The organism is Mycobacterium sp. ML4, from assembly GCF_054515735.1.
This window is the reverse complement of the sequence record NZ_JBTNSY010000018.1, coordinates 142,553-161,579: the sequence shown is the minus strand read 5'-3', so window position 1 is coordinate 161,579 and position 19,027 is coordinate 142,553. Positions and strand designations below refer to the sequence as shown.

The window sequence follows — 19,027 nt, the reverse complement described above, 5'->3', positions numbered from 1 at the left end:
TTGCACAGAATGTCACGCTAGGCCGTGAGCTGCCGGAACAAGGGGTGAGCGCATTGACGACAGAGTCTGAACAGGTCCAGTGGTCGGTCGAGAGCCTGCTGGACCTCTTCGAAGTACGGCCCGACGGGCCGGACCGGTTCACCGCCGACACCGGGCTGACCGGTCAGGACGGTCGGCAGGTGGTGGAAGGCACTCAGGTGGTCGCTCAGGCGATTGTTGCTGCCGCGCAACGCTTTCCGGGCAAGTCCGTGCGTTCGGTACATGCGGTGTTCGCGCGCGCCGTCATGGTGGGGCCACCGATCGAATTGGTGGCCGACGTGCTGAACGAAGGCCGCTCCACCGCGACGGCGATCATTTCGGTTCTGCAGAACGGCAAGCGCTGTGTGAGCGTCACGGTGCTGACCGACGTCCCCACCGGCGACGTCATTCGTCACCACATGACCCGGCCCGATGTCGCCGCGCCGGCAGACGCCAACTACGTCGAGATGCCGATGGCGGGCCGGGAGCTGCGCGTGGTCGACGTGGTGGACGTGAACAGTCCGGACGAGGTCGGCCCGCCGGAGCTGTATGCCTGGCTGCATTACGACCCGATTCCCGAGCGCGACGATCTGGGCAAGGCATTGATCGCGTATTTCACTGGGCATCTGGGTATTTCGACGACGATGCGCGCGCATGCGGGTATCGGCACCAGTCAGGCGCACCTGACCGTGTCGACGGCGCCGATGTCGATCTTCGTGTCGTTCCACGAACCGGTGCGCTGGGATGACTGGCTGCTATACAGCCACGAGAGCACGCAGGTCGGTGCGGGGATGTCCTACGTGCGCGGCACCGTGCACACCGAGGACGGTGATCTGCTGTGTTCGTTTGCACAGGAGGCGCTGATCCGTCCGCTGCGTACCAGTGACACCTCGATCGCCGCCGCGGCGCGGTTCTGATTGCCGTGCGCTTCACCATCACTCACCCGATGCACAGCCATCCGTACAACCCGGAGCTGGTGAGCGGTGAGGGCATCGCGACGGTGGCGGCCGCGGCCGAGAAAGCGGGATTTCACGGTTTGGGCTTCACCGATCATCCCGCGCCGTCGCAGCGCTGGCTGGAAGCAGGCGGCCATGACGCGCTGGATCCCTTTGTCGCCCTGGGCTTTGCGGCAGCGCGTACCTCTGTCTTGCGGCTGATCCCGAACATTGTGGTGCTGCCCTATCGAAATCCGTTCGTGGTGGCCAAGTCCGGAGCGACGCTGGACCTGCTGTCCGGCGGCCGGTTCACGCTTGCGGTGGGCGTGGGATACCTGCGCCGGGAATTCGCCGCGCTGGGCGTGGACTACGACAAGCGTGCCGAATTGTTCGAGGAGGCCTTGCAGGCGATCCGGGCCATCTGGACTTCTGACGACATCTCCTTCGACGGACAGCATTTCACGGCGCACGGAATCACTGCACACCCGTTGCCGGTGAGCCGGCCGCACCCGCCGATCTGGATCGGCGGCAATACCGGCACGGCCCGTCAGCGGGTGGCGCAGTACGGGGACGGCTGGTGCCCGTTTCCGGCGCCCGCGGGATTGGCGCGTACGGCGGGCACCGCCGTACTCGATTCTGTGGAGCGGTTGGCCGCCGGGATTGAGGACCTGCGGCGGCGCTGCGATGCGGCGGGCAAGGACTGGTCCTCCGTCGATATCACCTTCAGCAATTTCGAGGGCGGTAATCCGTCCGACCACGACTTCAATGCTGACGAATACCTGGATGGGTTGGAAAAGCTTGCTGCACTGGGTGTTACGTGGATGTCGGTGCACCTGCCCGGGGACAGCCTGACACACGCGCTGGAAGCGATGGACCGGTTCGGTGCTCTGGTGATCGATGTGATCTGAGTGGACTTCTCCGTTGTGCCGTTATCGGATGACGACCGCGCCTTCTATGAGCGGACGCGCGCGTTCATCACCGGGCATGTGACCGACGAGGTGCGCCGGCGAAACCGCGAGTTCGGCGAGAACTTCGACGAGGGCGTGCATTTGGCGCTTGGGGAGGCCGGCTATCTGGCCGCGGACTGGAAGCCGGAATCCGAAGGCGGGTTCAGCGCCGTCCGTCGGCGGATCTTTAATCTCGAGGTCGCCCGGGCCCATACGCCGTGGTATCACTGGGGTACCACTTCCGTCGTCGCCCGTCTGGTGCAGGAATTCGCGGCGCCGGAGCTGGTTGACATGGTATTGCCGGGCGTGTTGTCCGGTCACATCCGGCTGTGCCTTGGTTACACCGAACCCGAGGGCGGCTCCGATGTGGCCACCTGCAAGACGCGGGCGGTGCAAGAGGCGGATGGATCGAGCTGGGTGATCAATGGCTCCAAGATGTTCACCTCGAACGCGCAGAACGCGAGATACGTCTTTCTGCTGACCAACACTGATCCCCGAGGCCGGAAACACCGCAATCTCACCATGTTTCTGGTCCCGCTGGATTCACCGGGCATCGAGATCCAGGGCATCCGCACTCTGGACGGTGACCGCACCAACATCGTCTATTACAGCAACGTGCGGGTGGACGACCTCTACCGGATAGGGGAGGTCAACGGTGGCTGGACGGTGATGCGGGCAGCGTTGGATTCCGAGCACGGCTTGACCGAGCGCGACGTCGAGGGCCTGGAGGACGTGGCCGCGATGGCCGGCCACGGGGTGTTGATGGCCGAAGCGGTCGACCGGGTGGCCGCTCTGGTGGACGTTGAGGACGAGTCCGTGCAATACCGGCTTGGGCAAAGTTTTGCGCGGACGGAGGCGGCGCTGTCCACCCCAGGCATGTTCGGCCGCGTCGCGATCGGGCAGACCATGCGCGACATTTCGGCAGACCTGATGGACATGCTTGGTCCGGCTGCTGTGCTGCCAACCGATACCGAGGGCTCCGCCGACGATGGCTGCGCCGAGCATCTCTTCCGGCTCGCGCTGCCGATGGGGATCTACGGCGGCAGCCTCGAGATTTTCCGCAATATGATCGCCCAGCACGAGTTGCGGCTGGGACGGCCGGCTTACGGGAGCTCCGCCTCAACCTGAGCCTTGGTGGCGTCGAAGCTCAAAAACTCTGCGATGAGCCGGCTTTCGGCATATGGGTCGTGGTAGCTCCAGGCGACGTCGCTGATGACGGTGTCGCCTACGACGGCCGCCCAGTACGTCGCGTATCCCTTGTAGTTGCAGTACGTCGACGTATCGGTCTGGCGGAGCAGATCGGCTCGCACGTATTTGGGCGCCACGTAAAGCCTTGGCTCCAGCGCGGTTTCGAAGACAATGACCGTGTCGTCGGTGTCGACCAGCGGCGTGTCGTTGAGCGATACCCGCAACCTTCTCCGGGTCGGGCGGCAGTCGACGCGGTGATACGGGTTGGGCGGGTAGTGGACGAGCTTGCGTCCTTCCTCGAACCAGGCGTCAACCGCGCTCCAGGGCACACGAACGAAACCCGGCGCCTCCGGCTCGGGTTCGCTTGGGAGCCCGGTGATCACGTCCTCTGGGAAGACATAGCGCAGCGGGTGGTTCGGCCGGTGCACCATGAGGGCTTGCTCGGTATCGATGACGGTGCGTCCGTTCAGCACCGCTTGGATCCGGCGCGGATGCGGCTCGATATAGACGACGTTCTCGGGGATCGGGGGAGCGAATCGGCCGGCGGGATGGCTGCTGAGTGGACCGCGGCCGGCTACCAGACTCATGGTGCGCCCCTTGGTCGGGTTTCGCGTTGACAGGTGCTTTCAAGGGTACTGGCGCAGTGGGTCGGGTGTCGGTGGCCGCATGGTTCCAGCTATCCACACCGCGTCCTGCCAACGAGCGCGAATCGGTAGGGCGTGGTACGGTCGAACATATGTTCGAGTTGGAGTGGTTCTCGTAGGTGGACGCGGTTCCCACCGAAGCGGAGCTGGCCGCGCGGATCGCCGAATTGGAGCGGGTCAACTCAAGCGGCGGCCGCCGGTCAGGCGCGCGCGGCGGCCGCACTGGATGCCGCCCGGCGTGCCGCCGAAGCAGCCGCCGGGATGCCAGCGGCCCGGCGTGGTCGCGGAGTGGCCAGCGAGTCGCCCTGGCCCGCCAGGATTCCCCGGCCCGCGGGAGCCGCACCTTGGGCTGGCCAAGGCCCTGGTCCGCGAGATGCCCTACACCCTGGCCGCCCTCGAGCACGGGGTGCTTTCGGAATGGCGGGCCACCCTGATCGTGCGCGAATCAGCCTGCCTCGACCTGGAGGATCGTCGCGCGCTGGACCGCGAACTGTGCTCCGACGCGGATCAGCTGGCCGGGTTGGGTGATCAGCGCATCATCGCCGCCGCCAAAGCGATCGCCTACCGCCGCGACCCGCACGCCGTCGTCGATCGCGCCGCCAAAGCCGTCGACGACCGCACGGTCACCATCCGCCCCGCACCGGACACCATGACCTGGGTCAGCGCCCTGCTGCCGGTGGCCCAGGGCGTCGGGGTCTACGCTGCGCTGCGTCGCGCTGCCGACACGCACTTCGACGGCCGCAGCCGCAGGCAGGTCATGGCCGACACGCTGGTCGAACGCATCACCGCTACCCCCGCCACCACACCGGCATCCCTGGCCCTGAACGTGGTGATCTCCGACCGCGCCCCGCTCGGCGGTGAAAACGACGCCGCCACGATCGCCGGCTACGGGCCGATCCCGGCCGCCGTGGCCCGCAGATGGCTCAGCCACGCACTGGTCGACAAGAAGTCCCTGGTCACCCTGCGCCGCCTGTACGCCAGTCCCGAAACCGGCGCGTTGGTCGCCATGGAATCCCGTTCACGGACCTTCCCCCGCGGGCTCGCCGACTTCATCACCCTTCGCGACCAGACCTGCCGCACCCCCTTGTGCGACGCCCCGATCCGCCACCGCGACCACATCACCCCCGCCCATCGCGGGGGACCCACCACCGCCACCAACGGCGAGGGACTCTGCGAACGCTGCAACTACACGAAAGAAGCACTCGGCTGGCAGGTCAGCGCCCACGACGACAACGGCACCCACACCACCGAACACATCACCCCCGCCGGAGCCCGCTACCGCTCCACCGATCTACACCTTCCTCAGCATCAGCGAAATCGAAGACGCCGTCGCGATCAAACTGATTGACCTGCATGCCGCCTAATGGCCTTTGTCCGCTCAGCTGCTGATGAAGCCTGGGTGATTAAGGTGCCAGTCATGGCGGGACCAGTGGAGGGCATCAAGGTCGTCGAACTCGGGGTTTGGGTGGCCGGTCCGGCGGCGGCCGCGATCCTGGCCGACTGGGGTGCCGACGTCATCAAGATCGAACCGCCCGGGGGTGATCCCGGGCGCATGTTCGGCCGGATGCTGGGCTGCGACCTCGGAGTGAACCCGCCCTTCGAAATGGACAACCGGTCCAAACGCAGCGTCGTGCTGGATCTCACCACCGCGAGCGGGCGGCGTACTGCGCTCGAATTGCTCGCCGAAGCAGATGTTTTCATCACCAACGTCCGGTCCGGTGCGCTGCAGAGGCTGGGACTGGACTACCAGACGCTAGCTGCCGATCACCCTCGTCTGGTCTACGGCCTGATCACCGGATACGGCGAAACCGGTCCGGATGCCGACCGCGCCGCCTACGACGTCGCGGCGTTCTGGTCACGGGGCGGCATCGCCCACCTGCTCACCCGCCCCGGCGACACACCGCCGTTCCAGCGCGGCGGCATGGGCGATCACTCGGCGGGAATGACTCTGGCCGGTGCTGTTTGCGCGGCACTGCTCGCGCGGGAGCGCACCGGCGCAGGCCAATTGGTGTCGACCTCGCTGTATCGCCAGGGCGCCTACACCGTGAGCTTCGACCTCAACACCTACCTGCTCACCGGCCAACCGATCGCGATCGGCCAGCGTGCCACCATGGCCAACCCGTGCATGAACAACTACGCCGCCGGCGACGGGCGGCGGTTCTGGATAGTGGGACTGGAAGTGGATCGGCACTGGCCGGCGCTCTGCCGGGTGGTGGGCCGCACCGACTGGCTGACCGACCCGCACTATGCCGCCGCCCGCAACCGCGCGGCCAACGCGGCTCAGCTGATCGCCGCGCTGGACCAGATCTTCGCGGCCAAGTCGCTCGACGAATGGGCGGACCTGTTCGCCGCCGAACCGGATTTCTTCTGGTCGCCGATCAACACACTCGAGGACGTTGTGGCCGATGAACAATTCCACGCCGCGGGCGGAATCGTCGACGTGCCGGACGGAGACGCGATCGTACCGATGGTCGCCTCACCCGCCGATTTTCACGGAACGCCGAGCTCACCGCGTTCGGTAGCACCGCAACTCGGCCAGCACACCGACGAGGTTCTGGCCGAGCTCGACGCACGCCGCCGGTCCTGACGACGGTAGGGAACTTTACAAAACAAAGCAAAAGTGTCACGCTGTTTGGCAGCCCACGGCAAGCGCGACAGGTCACGCCAGACGCAGTGTGGCCAGAGGAACGGATCGATGGTTACTCCAACGTTCGACATTCATCCGGGCGGGGACAAGACCCGACGGGCCCGACCCGACGGGCAGGTACTGCGTCACCGCCTCGACGTCATCGCCGTCGGCGCCGACGACGTGGTTCACAGCGCAGGCGGCTGGCTGTACGACCGGGTGATGGCCGGCTGGCAGGTCAACGTGCTGCTGCCGCAGGCCTGCGATGCCCGTCCCCTGCGAGTGCTTGGTGCGCAGGCACTGGGCGTGGACTCGGACCTGGACTTCACCGGACCGATGAGCCAGGGCCTGGCGGTCAGCGTCGAGGTGTTCACCGCCGACGACCGCGTTCGTGCGCTGGTGCGCAAGGCTATAGCCAGCCGGTTGACCGAAGTCGCGCTATGGGGTGAAGGCTGGCCTCTCGGAGTGGACCGCGGGCTGACCAGAACCCACTACGCACTCAGCGCCGCGGCCTGCGCGTTCAAAGCCCAGGCGCTGCTTGCGGCTGGAATGCCTTATGAGGCAATCGGTTCCACCGAAACGCTGCTAACCGACTCGGCGTGGCTGGGCTAACTGGCTCGCCGTGCTATGGATTCGATTCGCTGCTGCCCGAATGGTCGACGTCCCCGCGGCTGTTCGTGCGGCAGGGTGCCGCGCTGGCGGCAGCCGTCAGAACCTGATTAGCTGACGCACGGCACTGCCGTCGGCCAAATGGTCCATCGCCTCGTTGATGTCGTCCAACCGGATTGTCGACGACACCAGCGATTCCACCGGCAGCCGCCCGGTTTGCCACAGCGCAACGAACCGCGGTATGTCCCGGCTGGGCACCGCGGACCCCAGGTAACTACCGATCAGCGATCGGCCCTCGGCCACAAAACCTAACGGGGACAGACTAATTCGAGCGTCAGGTGGCGGCAGTCCGACGGTGACGGTGCGCCCGCCCGGGGCGGTCAGACCGATGGCGGTCTCCAACGCGCGAGGATGGCCGACGGCTTCTACCACCACATCCGCCTTGACGCCCGCGGCCTGGTCCGGCGTGTACGTCTCGTGCGCACCCAAAGCCTGCGCCGCAACCAGCTTCTCGGGTAACTGGTCGACTCCGATGACCCGGACGCCCTGATAGGTCAACGCGGTGATCACCGCGGCCATGCCCACGCCACCGAGTCCGACGACCGCGACGGACTGGCCCGGTCGCGGGTCGCCCACATTGAGTACGGCACCGCCCCCCGTCAACACCGCACAGCCGAGCAGGGCGGCCACCTCGGGAGGCACGTCGTCGGGCACCGCGACCGCACTGGCCCGGTTGACCACCGCGTGGGTCGCGAAACCGGACACGCCGAGGTGATGGTAGACCGGGCCGGCGCCCCGGCTGAGGCGGATACCGCCACCGAGCAACGTGCCCGCGTTGTTGGCTGCGCTACCCGGCTCGCACGGCGTCAGGCCCTGCGTCGCGCATGCGGCGCAGTGACCGCACCGCGGGAGGAACACCAGCACCACTCGCCGGCCGACGGTCAGATCGGCGACCCCCTCACCGACGGCCTCGACGATCCCCGCGGCCTCGTGTCCCAGCAGCATCGGCACGGGCCTTACCCGGTTGCCGTCGACCACCGACAGGTCGGAGTGGCATACGCCGGCCGCCTCGATACGCACCAGCACTTCGCCGGGACCCGGGCCCTGCAGATCCAGGTCGACGATGTCGATCGGACACGACTGCGCATAGGGACGGGGCGCACCGATCCGCTCCAGCACCGCGCCGCGGATGTGAATCATGTTGGAATACAACCATGAGCTCAATACCACCGGCCCCCGATGGGCTCACCAGCGCAGACTTCCCGGTGCTATGGCCGGTGCTCACCCGCTGGGCCGACAACGACATGTTCGGGCACCTCAATAACGCCGTCTACTACCAGCTGTTCGACACTGCGATCAACGCCTGGCTCGCTACCAGCGCCGCCGTCGACCCGCTCACCATTCCCGAGCTGGGCATTGTTGCGGAATCGGGTTGTCGCTACTTCGCCGAGCTGGCCTTCCCGGACAGTCTCGCCGTGGGTCTGGCGGTGACGCGGCTGGGCCGCAGCAGCGTCACTTACCGACTGGGAATTTTCAAGCTGGGCCAAAACGACGACGCCCAGCCGATCGCCGCACTGGGGCACTGGGTGCATGTTTACGTCGACCGCGGCAGCCGCCGACCGGTCCCGATTCCCGACGCCATCCGCTCGCTGTTGTCGACCGCCTTAATTGATTGAGCCTGCCGGCGCGCACGTATGCTTCGCCAATGGCAGTTATGAGCAAGACAGTCGAGGTCGATGCCGAGGCCGCTTCCATCATGGGCATCGTTTCCGACATCGAGCGGTACCCGGAATGGAATGAAGGCATCAAAGGTGCCTGGATCCTCGCTCGCTACGACGACGGCCGCCCCAGCCAGGTGCGCCTCGACACCAATGTGAACGGTTTCGAAGGCGTCTATATCCACGCCGTGTACTACCCGGGTGAAAATCAGATTCAGACCGTGATGCAGCAGGGCGACCTGTTCGTCAAACAAGAGCAGCTGTTCAGTGTGGTCGCCACCGGAGCCAACAGTCTGCTGACCGTCGACATCGACGTCGAACCGAGCATGCCGGTACCCGCGCCAATGGTGAAGATGCTGCTGGGCAACGTGCTCGACCAACTCGCCGCCAACGTCAAACAGCGCGCCGAACAGCTGCCTAGCTGAAAATTCCTGTCCGGCTGAGTGTTTCGACGAGCCGGTGTGCCGCGTCGGTGAACTGCCAGACCGTGTGCTCGACCACGGCGGCGGCGTCGCGGCTGCGCAGTGCGGCGATCAACATGCGGTGGTTGTCGACCGTGGACTCACCCCACGCTGGGTCGGCAGCGTACAGCTGGGCCGGCATGTAGCGGGCGGCGTTAAGCAGGAACCAGGCCAGTTTGATCCTTCCGCTCGCCTGGTTGAACACCCGGTGGAAGGAGAACTCCAGCGAGGCGATCGCCTCGGCGTCACTGGCCCCGACGGCGGCGGTCAACAAATCGTTGATGCGCTCGAGCTCGGCGAGCTCACGTTCGGTGATGCGTTCGGTGGCGGTGACGGCCAGTTCCCGGGCGATGGTGGCCTGCAGCCAGAAGATGTCGTCGATGTCCTGCCGAGTCAACGGCAACACCACATGGCCGCGATGCGGCTCCAGCTGCACCATCCCCTCTCCGCGCAGCTTCAGCAGGGCCTCGCGCACCGGCGTGATGCTGACCCCGAGCTGGGCGGCGGTCTCGTCGAGACGGATGAACGTTCCCGGAGGCAGCCGCCCCGACATGATCGCGGTGCGCAGGTGGCCCGCCACCTCGTCGGACAACTGCGCCCGGCGCAGCGGCCGGCGCCGTCGAGGTGTAGCCGATAACGGTGCATTCACGGGGCCTGCCAGGCCTTTCAGCGCATTGCGGTATTGGCTCAAGTCATGGTTAAGGGCTTGTTAGCGACCTCACCGGCCGTTAATGTGACCCAGACAACACATGTTTTATCAAATATCAGTCTGACGCAAGCGGTGCGCAAGTGAAGGGAATGCATATTGACCGCCCAACTGGCCGGCCACCCCGTGCAGGCCAACACCGAAGTGATCGAGCAGCCGTATCTCGCACGCCGGCAGAACTGGGTGAACCAGCTCGAGCGGCACGCCCTGATGCAGCCGCACGCTCCGGCACTGAGGTTTCTGGGCCGCACGCTGACCTGGGCTGACCTCAATCGCCGCGTCACGGCGCTGGCCGGCGCGATGAGCCGCCGCGGCGTCGGCTTCGGCGACAGGGTGATGGTGCTGATGCTCAACCGCACCGAATTCGTCGAGTCGGTGTTGGCCGCCAATATGTTGGGAGCGATCGCCGTTCCGCTCAACTTCCGGCTCACCCCGTCCGGAATCGCGTTCCTGGTGAAGGACAGTGGCGCTCGGGTGGTCGTCACCGAGGCGGTCCTCGCGCCGGTGGCAACCGGTGTCCGCACGATCGCACCGGTGCTGGACACGGTCGTGGTGGCGGGAACCACCGGTGAGGACGGCGTGCTTTTCTATGAGGACCTCATCAACGAGGCCGGCGATGAGCCCGCGCCGGTCGACATCCCCAACGACGCTCCGGCGCTGATCATGTACACCTCGGGAACCACCGGGCGGCCGAAGGGGGCGGTCCTCACCCACGCCAACCTCACCGGTCAGACGATGACCACGCTGTACACCGGCGGGGTCGACCTCAACAACGACGTCGGCTTCATCGGTGTCCCGTTGTTCCACATCGCCGGAATCGGCAACCTGCTTTCCGGGACTTTACTCGGCCTTCCGACCGTGATCTATCCGCTCGGTGCGTTCGATCCGGGTCAGCTGCTCGACGTGCTGGAAGCCGAGAAGGTCACCGGCATCTTCCTGGTTCCGGCTCAGTGGCAGGCGGTGTGTGCCGAGCAGCAGGCAAGGCCGCGTGACCTGCGACTGCGGGTGATGTCATGGGGTGCCGCTCCGGCGCCAGATGTGTTGTTGCGGCAGATGTCCGAGATCTTCCCGGGCACCCAGATACTGGCCGCGTTCGGCCAGACCGAGATGTCGCCGGTGACGTGCATGCTGCTCGGCGATGACGCGATCCGCAAGCGCGGATCGGTCGGCCGGGTGGTCCCGACGGTGGCCGCCCGGGTCGTCGACGACGAGATGAACGACGTGCCGGTCGGCGAGGTAGGCGAAATCGTCTATCGCGCACCGACTTTGATGAGCGGCTACTGGAACAATCCGGAGGCTACCGCCGAGGCGTTCGCCGGCGGCTGGTTCCATTCGGGCGACCTGGTCCGGATGGACCCCGACGGATACGTCTGGGTGGTCGACCGCAAGAAGGACATGATCATCTCCGGCGGGGAGAACATCTACTGCGCCGAGGTCGAGAACGTCCTGGCCGGTCATGAGCGCATCGTCGAGGTCGCGGTGATCGGCCGCACCGACGAGAAGTGGGGCGAGGTGCCGATCGCCGTCGCCGCTGTAACGGAGGGGCACCTTCGCATCGAAGAGCTAGATGAGTACCTGACCGAGCGGCTCGCGCGGTACAAGCACCCCAAGGCGCTCGAGATCGTGGACGCCCTGCCGCGTAACCCCGCCGGGAAGGTGCTCAAGACCGAATTGCGTTTGCGCTACGGGGCCCGCGGTGACTCCGGAAATCGTTCTGCGACAACCAAATCTGCCACAAATGAGGAAACCTAACGGGGGTCGAAATGTTTGCTGGGTGCTGACGAAATGTCAATTGTGGACTTGCTATACACAGCTGGGCGACCATCGGGTACATTCCTGTGGTCTCCGTTACTACCTGCGGGTAGGGAGCCGTTGGTCACAGACGTAGGTCGGGGCAAGGAGGAGGCGTGCGACATCATTCGCCGCGGCGCCGCGACACGGGCGGCCCCGCTGTGAGGGGGCAATCGTGACGACATCCACTCGACCGCACCTGGTCGGATACCTGCGCGATCAGCTCGAGACGCCGTTGACGTTGATCGGCGGCTTCTTCCGGATGTGTGTGCTGACGGGGCGGGCGTTGTTCCGTCGGCCGTTTCAGTGGCAAGAGCTGATTCTGCAGTGTTGGTTCATCATGCGGGTGGCGTTGCTGCCGACGATCATGGTGTCGATCCCGCTGACGGTGTTGTTGATCTTCACGTTGAACGTGTTGTTGGCGCAGTTCGGTGCGGCGGATTTGTCGGGGGCGGGGGCGGCGATCGGCGCGGTGACGCAGCTGGGTCCGTTGACCACGGTGTTGGTGGTGGCCGGCGCGGGCTCGACGGCGATCTGCGCGGACCTCGGCGCCCGGACGATCCGGGAAGAGATTGACGCGATGGAGGTGCTGGGGATCGATCCGATCCACCGGCTGGTGGTGCCACGGGTGATCGCGGCGACGGTGGTGGCCACGCTGCTCAACGCGTTGGTGATCACCGTGGGTCTGGTCGGGGGATATCTGTTCGGGGTGTATCTGCAGAACGTGTCCGGGGGTGCGTATCTGGCCACGTTGACCACGATCACCGGCCTGCCGGAGGTGGTGATCGCGATGATCAAGGCGGCGACGTTCGGATTGATCGCCGGCTTGGTGGGTTGCTATCGAGGGTTGACGGTGCGCGGGGGGTCCAAGGGGTTGGGGACCGCGGTTAACGAGACAGTGGTTTTGTGCGTGGTCGCGCTGTATGCGGTCAACGTCATCTTGACCACGATCGGTGTGCGATTCGGGACGGGGCACTAACGATGTCGACTGCAGCGGTAGTTCGGTCCCGGTTCCCCCGGGCGACGGCCAATGTCAACAAGTACGCCGGGTCGGTGACCCGGGGGTTGGATGAGACGGGGCAGCTGGCCTGGTTCTTCCTGACGAGTCTGGGCCAGATCCCGCATGCGCTGCACTATTACCGCAAGGAGACGCTGCGCCTGGTGGCCCAGATCGGGATGGGTACCGGGGCGATGGCGGTGGTCGGCGGGACGGCCGCGATCGTCGGCTTCGTCACCCTGTCCGGTAGCTCGCTGGTGGCCATTCAGGGTTTCGCGTCGCTGGGCAATATCGGGGTGGAGGCGTTCACCGGTTTCTTCTCGGCGCTGATCAACGTGCGCATCGCCGGGCCGGTGGTCACCGGGATCGCGTTGGCGGCCACCGTGGGGGCGGGGGCGACAGCGGAGCTGGGCGCAATGCGCATCAGTGAGGAGATCGACGCCCTGGAAGTGATGGGCATCAAGTCGGTGTCATATCTGACCTCGACCCGCATCGTGGCCGGGCTGGTCGTGATCGTCCCGCTGTATGCACTGGCGATGATCATGTCCTTCCTGTCCCCGCAGATCGTCACCACGCTGCTCTACGGGCAGTCCACCGGAACCTACGAGCACTACTTCCGCACGTTCCTGCGCCCCGACGACGTGTTCTGGTCATTCCTGGAGGCGATCATCATCGCCGCGATCGTGATGGTGACCCACTGCTACTACGGCTACAACGCCGGTGGCGGACCCGTCGGTGTCGGTGAGGCCGTCGGCCGCTCCATGCGCTTCTCGCTGGTCTCAGTCCAGGTTGTCGTCCTGTCCGCCGCGTTGGCGCTCTACGGCGTCAACCCCAACTTCGCATTGACGGTGTAGCGCCATGACGAGTCCGGGCAAGGTCAACAAGGTCAAGCACCCGCCGTACAAGCTGATCGGCATCTCCTCCTTCGTTGTCCTATTGCTGGTGTTGTCGGTCGTCTACCTGCAGTTCCGTGGTGATTTCACGAAGAAGACCGAGCTGACGATGTACAGCGACCGGGCCGGGCTGGTGATGGATCCCGGCTCGAAGGTCACCTACAACGGTGTCCAGATCGGCCGCGTGGGCGAAATTCAGGAGATCACTCGCGACGGTCGGCCTGCCGCAAAATTCACCCTGGAGATTTATCCGCAGTATCTCGGAGCCGACGGGGTGGTCCCGGAGAACGTCGACGCCCAGATCAAGGCGACGACGGTCTTCGGCGGCAAATACGTGTCGCTGACCACCCCCAGGGATGACAAGGGCAACATCACCGCCCGCGGTCACCTCGCGCCGAAGAGTGTGATCAACGCCAGCGGCGTCACCACCGAAATCAACACGCTGTTCCAGACCCTGACCTCGATCTCGGAAAAGGTCGACCCGGTCAAGCTGAACCTAACGCTGAGCGCGGCCGCGCAAGCCCTGACCGGGCTGGGCGACCGGTTCGGGCAGTCGATCGTCAACGGCAATGCCATCCTCGACGACATCAACCCGCAGATGCCTCAGGCCCGTCGTGACATCCAAGCTCTGGCAGCACTGGGCGACGTCTACGCCGACGCCGCGCCCGATCTCGTTGACTTCCTGAACAATTCGGTTCCGACGGCGCGCTCGATCAACGCCCAGCAGAAGGATCTGGACCAGGCGCTCTTGGCGGCCGCCGGATTCGGCAACACCGGTGCGGACATCTTCGAGCGCGGCGGCCCGTACCTGGCCCGCGGTGCCGCCGACCTGGTGCCCACCGCCCAACTGCTCGACACCTACAGCCCGGAGCTGTACTGCACCTTGCACAACTACCACGATGTCGAGCCCACGGTGATGACGTTCCTGGGTGGCAACGGCTACTCGCTGAACACCCACTCCGAGATCCTGTCCGCCCTGGGCCTGCTGCTGAATCCGGTGTCGCTGGTACCCCTGCTGCTCTCGCAGGTCGGCGGTCTGGCTGCCGGCCTGGTGGGCGGGGCACCCAACCCTTACACCTATCCGGAAAACCTGCCGCGCGTGAACGCCCGCGGCGGCCCGGGTGGAGCGCCCGGCTGCTGGCAGCAGATCACCCGGCATCTCTGGCCCGCACCGGAATTGGTGATGGACACCGGCAACAGTCTTGCGCCCTATAACCACTTGGAGGTCGGTTCGCCCTACGTGCTCGAGTACGTCTGGGGCCGTCAGGTAGGGGATAACACGATCAACCCATGAAAATCACCGGTACTCTCGTCAAGCTCAGCGCCTTCGCTCTGGTGCTGTTGATGTTCAGCATCATGATCATCATCGTGTTCGGTCAGATCCGCTTCGACCGCACCAACTCGTACTCCGCCGAGTTCAGCAACGTCAGTGGGCTGCGGGCCGGCCAGTTCGTGCGGGCCTCCGGGGTGGAGATCGGCAAAGTCAAGAGCCTCGAACTGGTTGACAGCGGCAAGCGGGTGCGGGTCGAGTTCGACGTGGACCGGTCGATTCCGCTGTACCAGTCGACGACCGCGCAGATCCGCTATCTCGACCTGATCGGCAACCGCTACCTCGAGCTCAAACGCGGCGAGGGCGACGGCCAGGACAAGGTCATGTCCCCCGGTGGATTCATCCCGCTGTCGCGCACCACTCCGGCGCTGGACCTGGACGCGTTGATCGGTGGCTTCAAGCCGATCTTCCGCGCGTTGAACCCGGACAAGGTGAACACCATCGCCGCGTCGCTGATCACGGTGTTCCAGGGCCAGGGCGGCACGATCAACGACATTCTGACTCAGACCGCGCAGCTGACCTCGCAGTTGGGGGAACGCGACCGGGCGATCGGCGAGGTGGTCACGAACCTGAACAAAGTGCTGGACACCACGGTCCGGCACCGCAAAGACTTTGACCAGACGGTGAACAACCTCGAGGTGCTGATCACCGGTCTGAAAGACCACGGCGACTCGCTGGCCGGAGGCACGGCGAACATCAGTAACGCCGCGGGCACGGTGGCTGATCTGCTGAGCGAGGACCGTGCGCTGCTGCACAAGGCCATCAATTACCTGGATGCAGTGCAGCAGCCGCTGATCGATCAGCGCGAGCAGCTCAACGACTTCCTGCACAAGGTGCCGACCGCGCTGAACTCGATCGGGCGCGGCATCGGCTCCTACGGCGACTTCGTCAACTTCTACTCGTGCGACATCAGCCTGCGGATCAACGGTCTGCAGGCGGGCGGACCCGTTCGCACCGTCCGGCTCTTCCACCAGCCGACCGGGAGGTGCGCGCCGCAATGAGAACGTTGGAACCGCCCAATCGACTCAAGATCGGTTTGATGGGCATCCTGGTGACGCTGCTGGTCATCGGCGTGGGTCAGAGCTTCACCAGTGTGCCGATGTTGATGGCCAAGCCCAGCTACTACGGTCAGTTCACCGACACCGGTGGCATCAACAAGGGTGACAAGGTCCGCATCGCCGGCATGGACGTCGGCAAGGTCGAGGGCATCAGCATCGACGGCGACCACATCGTGATGAAGTTCTCCATCGGCACCGAAAGCATCGGCACCGAAAGCCGGCTGAACATCCGCACCGACACCCTGCTGGGCAAGAAGGTCCTCGAGATCGAAGCGCGCGGCAACACGCCGCTGCGCCCGAACGGCACGTTGCCGCTGGGGCAGAGCACCACGCCCTACCAGATCTACGACGCGTTCCTCGACGTGACCAAGGCGGCCACCGGCTGGGACATCGACACGGTCAAGAAGTCGCTGCACGTGCTGTCGGAGACGATCGACCAGACCTACCCCCAACTGACTCCCGCCCTCGAAGGCGTGTCCAAGTTCTCCGACACCATCGGCAAGCGGGACGAGGAGATCAAGCACCTCCTGGCCCAGGCCAACCAGGTGGCCAGTGTGCTCGGTGACCGCAGCGCGCAGGTGGACCGGTTGCTGGTGAACGCCAAGACGCTGCTGGCCGCCTTCAACGAACGCGGCCGCGCCATCGACGCACTGTTGGGCAACATCGCCGCGTTCTCGACCCAGGTGCAGGGTTTCATCAACGACAACCCCAACCTCAACCATGTCCTGGAGCAATTGCGCACGGTCAGCGACGTACTGATGGAGCGCAAAGAGGACCTGGCGAACGGGCTGCTGATGGTCGGCGGGTTCCTGCCGTCGCTCAATGAGTCCATTGCGTCCGGGCCGTTCTTCAAGGTCGTCATTCACAACCTGGTTCCGGGGCAGATTCTGCAGCCGTTCATCGATGCCGCCTTCAAGAAGCGTGGTCTGAGCCCCGAGGACTTCTGGCGCAGCGCCGGACTGCCGGCCTACCGGTTCCCCGACCCCAACGGCACCCGCTTCCCCAATGGCGCACCGCCGCCGGGACCGCTGGTGCTCGAAGGCACCCCGGAGCACCCGGGGCCGGCCGTGCCACCGGGCTCGCCGTGCTCGTACACCCCGGCAGCCGACGGCATACCCAGCCCGGCGAACCCGTTGCCGTGTGCCGGCGCCGTCATCGGCCCGTTCGGAGGCCCGGCGTTCCCGGCTCCCCTGGATGTGCAGGCGTCGCCGCCCAACCCGAACGGCGCGCAAGACGTTCCCGGTATCCCGATCGCCGGAAGGCCGGGCGAACCGGCACCCAGCGCTCCCGGTACCCCGGTTCCGCTGCCGCCGAACGCCCCGCCGGGTGCTCGCACCGAGCCGCTGGGACCGGCCGGACCGGTTGCACCGCCGTCGACATTCGCACCGGGGCTCCCCCCGGGTCCGCCGGCCCCGCCCGGGCCGGGGAACCAATTACCGGCACCGTTCATCAACCCGGGTGGCTCGGGCGGTAGCGGCGCAGCGGGAGGTAGCCAGAATTGAGCACCATCTTTGACATCCGCAACATCCGGCTACCGAGGATGTCCCGTGCCACGGTCATCATCGGGACGCTGATCGTGGTGCTCGCGCTGGCCGCCACCTTCGTGGGTTGGCAGCTGTACAAGAAGCTGACCAATAACACTGTGGTGGCGTACTTCTCGGCCGCCAACGCGCTCTACGCGGGCGACAAGGTCCAGATCATGGGCTACAAGGTGGGCCTGATCGACAAGATCGAGCCGGCCGGCGACAAGATGAAGGTGACCTTCCACTACGACAACCAGTACAAGGTCCCGGCCAACGCCTCCGCGGTGATCCTCAACCCGACCCTGGTGGCATCCCGCGCCCTCCAATTGGAGCCGCCCTACAAGGGTGGCCCCGTGCTGGCCAACAATGCAGTCATCCCGATGGAGCGCACTCAGGTCCCGGTGGAGTGGGACGAGTTGCGCAACAGCATCACGAACATCATCTCGAAGCTCGGTCCGACCGAAGCTCAGCCGACCGGCCCGTTCGGTGAGGTCATCAATTCGTTCGCCTACGGCCTCGAGGGAAAGGGTAAGCAGCTCAACACCACGCTGGACAGCCTGTCGAGGGCGCTGACCGCCCTCAACGAAGGCCGCGGCGACTTCTTCGCGGTGGTCAAGAGCCTGGCGCTGTTCGTCAACGCCTTGCACCAGGACGACAAGCAGTTCGTGGCGCTCAACCAGAACCTGGCCGATGTCACCGGGCGGTTGGCCAGCTCGGATCAGGCGCTGGCCAGCGCGATCCGGCAGTTCGATTCTCTGCTCACCACCATCCGCCCTTTCCTGGACAAGAACCGTGAGGTGCTGACCCACGACATCAACAACCTCGCTACGGTGACCAACACGCTGTTGCAGCCGGAGCCGTTGAACGGTTTGGAAACCGCGCTACACGTGCTGCCGACGGCCGCGGCGAACGTCAACCAGATCTATCACCCCGCACACGGATCGGTGGTCGCCGTTCCGGAGATCACCAGCTTCGCCAACCCGATGCAGTTCATCTGCAGCTCGGTGCAGGCCGGCAGCCGGCTCGGCTACCAGGAGTCCGCGGAATTGTGCGCCCAGTACCTCGCACCGGTGCTGGACGCGATCAAGTTCAACTATTTCCCGTTCGGGCTGAACACGTTCAACACCGCCGAGATTCTGCCCAAGCACGTCGCGTACTCCGAACCGCGGTTGCAGCCGCCACCCGGGTATAAGGACACGACGGTGCCCGGCATCTGGGTGCCGGACACCCCGACGTCGCACAAGAACACCCAGCAGGGCTGGATCGTGGCCCCGGGCATGCAGGGCCAGCAGGTCGGTCCGATCACCGCGGGTCTGATGACCCCGGAGTCGCTGGCCGAACTGATGGGCGGGCCGGACATCCCGCCGGTCCAGTCGACCTTGCAGACACCGCCGGGACCGCCGAACGCCTACGACGAAAACCCGGTGCTGCCGCCTATCGGGCTGCAGGCCCAGGTACCGATACCGCCTCCGCCACCGGGGCCGGGGGTGATCCCCGGGCCGGTCGCTCCGACTCCCGCGGCGCCGGGACCGGCCGCAGCGGTCGGCGCACCGTTGCCAGCTGAGGTAGGAGGGGGTCAGTGA

Annotated in this window: 17 protein-coding genes and 1 pseudogene; 15 read left to right on the top strand and 3 right to left on the bottom strand. The window is 65.6% G+C overall.

Annotated elements, in window-relative coordinates:
* Nucleotides 1-53 precede the first annotated feature (53 nt).
* The 3 genes from ACX9NE_RS20655 to ACX9NE_RS20645 are packed head-to-tail and all read left to right on the top strand — an operon-like array spanning nt 54 to nt 3,028.
* Complete coding sequence (locus tag ACX9NE_RS20655) at nt 54-935, top strand: acyl-CoA thioesterase (protein ID WP_459362674.1); 882 nt, start codon at nt 54-56, stop codon at nt 933-935.
* Between the two features lie 5 nt (nt 936-940).
* Nucleotides 941-1,861: an LLM class F420-dependent oxidoreductase gene (locus ACX9NE_RS20650; RefSeq protein WP_459362675.1), complete on the top strand. Its 921-nt coding sequence runs from the start codon at nt 941-943 to the stop codon at nt 1,859-1,861.
* On the top strand, nt 1,862-3,028 hold the full coding sequence (locus ACX9NE_RS20645; RefSeq protein WP_459362676.1) for an acyl-CoA dehydrogenase family protein: 1,167 nt from the start codon (nt 1,862-1,864) through the stop codon (nt 3,026-3,028).
* Here the strand turns inward: ACX9NE_RS20645 and ACX9NE_RS20640 are convergent.
* Nucleotides 3,004-3,675: a DUF427 domain-containing protein gene (locus ACX9NE_RS20640; protein ID WP_459362677.1), complete on the bottom strand. Its 672-nt coding sequence runs from the start codon at nt 3,673-3,675 to the stop codon at nt 3,004-3,006. The two genes, ACX9NE_RS20645 and ACX9NE_RS20640, sit on opposite strands and share 25 nt — an antisense overlap.
* A 176-nt stretch (nt 3,676-3,851) precedes the next feature.
* Between ACX9NE_RS20640 and ACX9NE_RS20635 the strand changes: the two are divergent.
* The 3 genes and pseudogenes from ACX9NE_RS20635 to ACX9NE_RS20625 all read left to right on the top strand — a co-directional run bounded on the left by ACX9NE_RS20635 (nt 3,852) and on the right by ACX9NE_RS20625 (nt 6,970).
* Nucleotides 3,852-5,080, top strand: a pseudogene (locus tag ACX9NE_RS20635) (HNH endonuclease).
* A 69-nt stretch (nt 5,081-5,149) separates the two neighbouring features.
* Nucleotides 5,150-6,319 (top strand): CaiB/BaiF CoA transferase family protein, encoded by a 1,170-nt coding sequence (locus ACX9NE_RS20630; protein ID WP_459362678.1) that lies wholly within the window; start codon nt 5,150-5,152, stop codon nt 6,317-6,319.
* Between the two features lie 108 nt (nt 6,320-6,427).
* Nucleotides 6,428-6,970: a hypothetical protein gene (locus tag ACX9NE_RS20625; protein WP_459362679.1), complete on the top strand. Its 543-nt coding sequence runs from the start codon at nt 6,428-6,430 to the stop codon at nt 6,968-6,970.
* Nucleotides 6,971-7,066: 96 nt separating this feature from the next.
* On the opposite strand, the gene ACX9NE_RS20620 is transcribed toward ACX9NE_RS20625, so the two are convergent.
* Nucleotides 7,067-8,167 (bottom strand): alcohol dehydrogenase catalytic domain-containing protein, encoded by a 1,101-nt coding sequence (locus ACX9NE_RS20620; RefSeq protein WP_459362680.1) that lies wholly within the window; start codon nt 8,165-8,167, stop codon nt 7,067-7,069.
* A gap of 14 nt (nt 8,168-8,181) precedes the next feature.
* On the opposite strand from ACX9NE_RS20620, the gene ACX9NE_RS20615 reads away from it, so the two are divergent.
* On the top strand, nt 8,182-8,643 hold the full coding sequence (locus tag ACX9NE_RS20615; protein ID WP_459362681.1) for an acyl-CoA thioesterase: 462 nt from the start codon (nt 8,182-8,184) through the stop codon (nt 8,641-8,643).
* Between the two features lie 29 nt (nt 8,644-8,672).
* Complete coding sequence (locus tag ACX9NE_RS20610) at nt 8,673-9,110, top strand: SRPBCC family protein (RefSeq protein ID WP_459362774.1); 438 nt, start codon at nt 8,673-8,675, stop codon at nt 9,108-9,110.
* Here the strand turns inward: ACX9NE_RS20610 and ACX9NE_RS20605 are convergent.
* The gene (locus ACX9NE_RS20605) at nt 9,103-9,795 is read right to left on the bottom strand and encodes a GntR family transcriptional regulator (protein WP_459362682.1); all 693 of its coding nucleotides are present in this window, start codon (nt 9,793-9,795) and stop codon (nt 9,103-9,105) included. The two genes, ACX9NE_RS20610 and ACX9NE_RS20605, sit on opposite strands and share 8 nt — an antisense overlap.
* Before the next feature lie 156 nt (nt 9,796-9,951).
* Between ACX9NE_RS20605 and fadD5 the strand changes: the two genes are divergently transcribed.
* The 7 genes from fadD5 (at nt 9,952) to ACX9NE_RS20570 (ending at nt 19,027) form a co-directional block, all read left to right on the top strand.
* Nucleotides 9,952-11,604, top strand: coding sequence for a fatty-acid--CoA ligase FadD5 (gene fadD5, locus ACX9NE_RS20600; RefSeq protein ID WP_459362683.1), 1,653 nt, complete (start codon nt 9,952-9,954; stop codon nt 11,602-11,604).
* 214 nt (nt 11,605-11,818) lie between these two features.
* The gene (locus ACX9NE_RS20595) at nt 11,819-12,622 is read left to right on the top strand and encodes an MlaE family ABC transporter permease (protein ID WP_459362684.1); all 804 of its coding nucleotides are present in this window, start codon (nt 11,819-11,821) and stop codon (nt 12,620-12,622) included.
* 2 nt (nt 12,623-12,624) lie between these two features.
* Nucleotides 12,625-13,494: an MlaE family ABC transporter permease gene (locus ACX9NE_RS20590; RefSeq protein ID WP_459362685.1), complete on the top strand. Its 870-nt coding sequence runs from the start codon at nt 12,625-12,627 to the stop codon at nt 13,492-13,494.
* Nucleotides 13,495-13,498: 4 nt separating this feature from the next.
* Entirely contained in the window at nt 13,499-14,827 is a 1,329-nt protein-coding gene (locus ACX9NE_RS20585) for an MCE family protein (protein WP_459362686.1), read from the top strand.
* A complete protein-coding gene (locus ACX9NE_RS20580) occupies nt 14,824-15,864 on the top strand; it encodes a virulence factor Mce family protein (RefSeq protein WP_459362687.1) in 1,041 nt (346 codons plus the stop codon). Before ACX9NE_RS20585 ends, ACX9NE_RS20580 begins: the two co-directional genes overlap by 4 nt.
* The gene (locus ACX9NE_RS20575; protein WP_459362688.1) at nt 15,861-17,423 is read left to right on the top strand and encodes a virulence factor Mce family protein; all 1,563 of its coding nucleotides are present in this window, start codon (nt 15,861-15,863) and stop codon (nt 17,421-17,423) included. The genes ACX9NE_RS20580 and ACX9NE_RS20575 overlap by 4 nt, the downstream gene beginning before the upstream one ends.
* Nucleotides 17,420-19,027, top strand: coding sequence for a virulence factor Mce family protein (locus ACX9NE_RS20570; protein WP_459362689.1), 1,608 nt, complete (start codon nt 17,420-17,422; stop codon nt 19,025-19,027). Before ACX9NE_RS20575 ends, ACX9NE_RS20570 begins: the two co-directional genes overlap by 4 nt.

Excerpts from the sequence above, each read along its gene's own strand:
- ACX9NE_RS20640 (WP_459362677.1), bottom strand. The coding sequence starts at position 3,675 with ATGAGTCTGGTAGCCGGCCGCGGTCCACTCAGCAGCCATCCCGCCGGC.
- ACX9NE_RS20630 (WP_459362678.1), top strand. The coding sequence starts at position 5,150 with ATGGCGGGACCAGTGGAGGGCATCAAGGTCGTCGAACTCGGGGTTTGG.
- ACX9NE_RS20625 (WP_459362679.1), top strand. The coding sequence starts at position 6,428 with ATGGTTACTCCAACGTTCGACATTCATCCGGGCGGGGACAAGACCCGA.
- ACX9NE_RS20620 (WP_459362680.1), bottom strand. The coding sequence starts at position 8,167 with ATGATTCACATCCGCGGCGCGGTGCTGGAGCGGATCGGTGCGCCCCGT.
- ACX9NE_RS20615 (WP_459362681.1), top strand. The coding sequence starts at position 8,182 with ATGAGCTCAATACCACCGGCCCCCGATGGGCTCACCAGCGCAGACTTC.
- ACX9NE_RS20610 (WP_459362774.1), top strand. The coding sequence starts at position 8,673 with ATGGCAGTTATGAGCAAGACAGTCGAGGTCGATGCCGAGGCCGCTTCC.
- ACX9NE_RS20590 (WP_459362685.1), top strand. The coding sequence starts at position 12,625 with ATGTCGACTGCAGCGGTAGTTCGGTCCCGGTTCCCCCGGGCGACGGCC.
- ACX9NE_RS20585 (WP_459362686.1), top strand. The coding sequence starts at position 13,499 with ATGACGAGTCCGGGCAAGGTCAACAAGGTCAAGCACCCGCCGTACAAG.
- ACX9NE_RS20580 (WP_459362687.1), top strand. The coding sequence starts at position 14,824 with ATGAAAATCACCGGTACTCTCGTCAAGCTCAGCGCCTTCGCTCTGGTG.
- ACX9NE_RS20575 (WP_459362688.1), top strand. The coding sequence starts at position 15,861 with ATGAGAACGTTGGAACCGCCCAATCGACTCAAGATCGGTTTGATGGGC.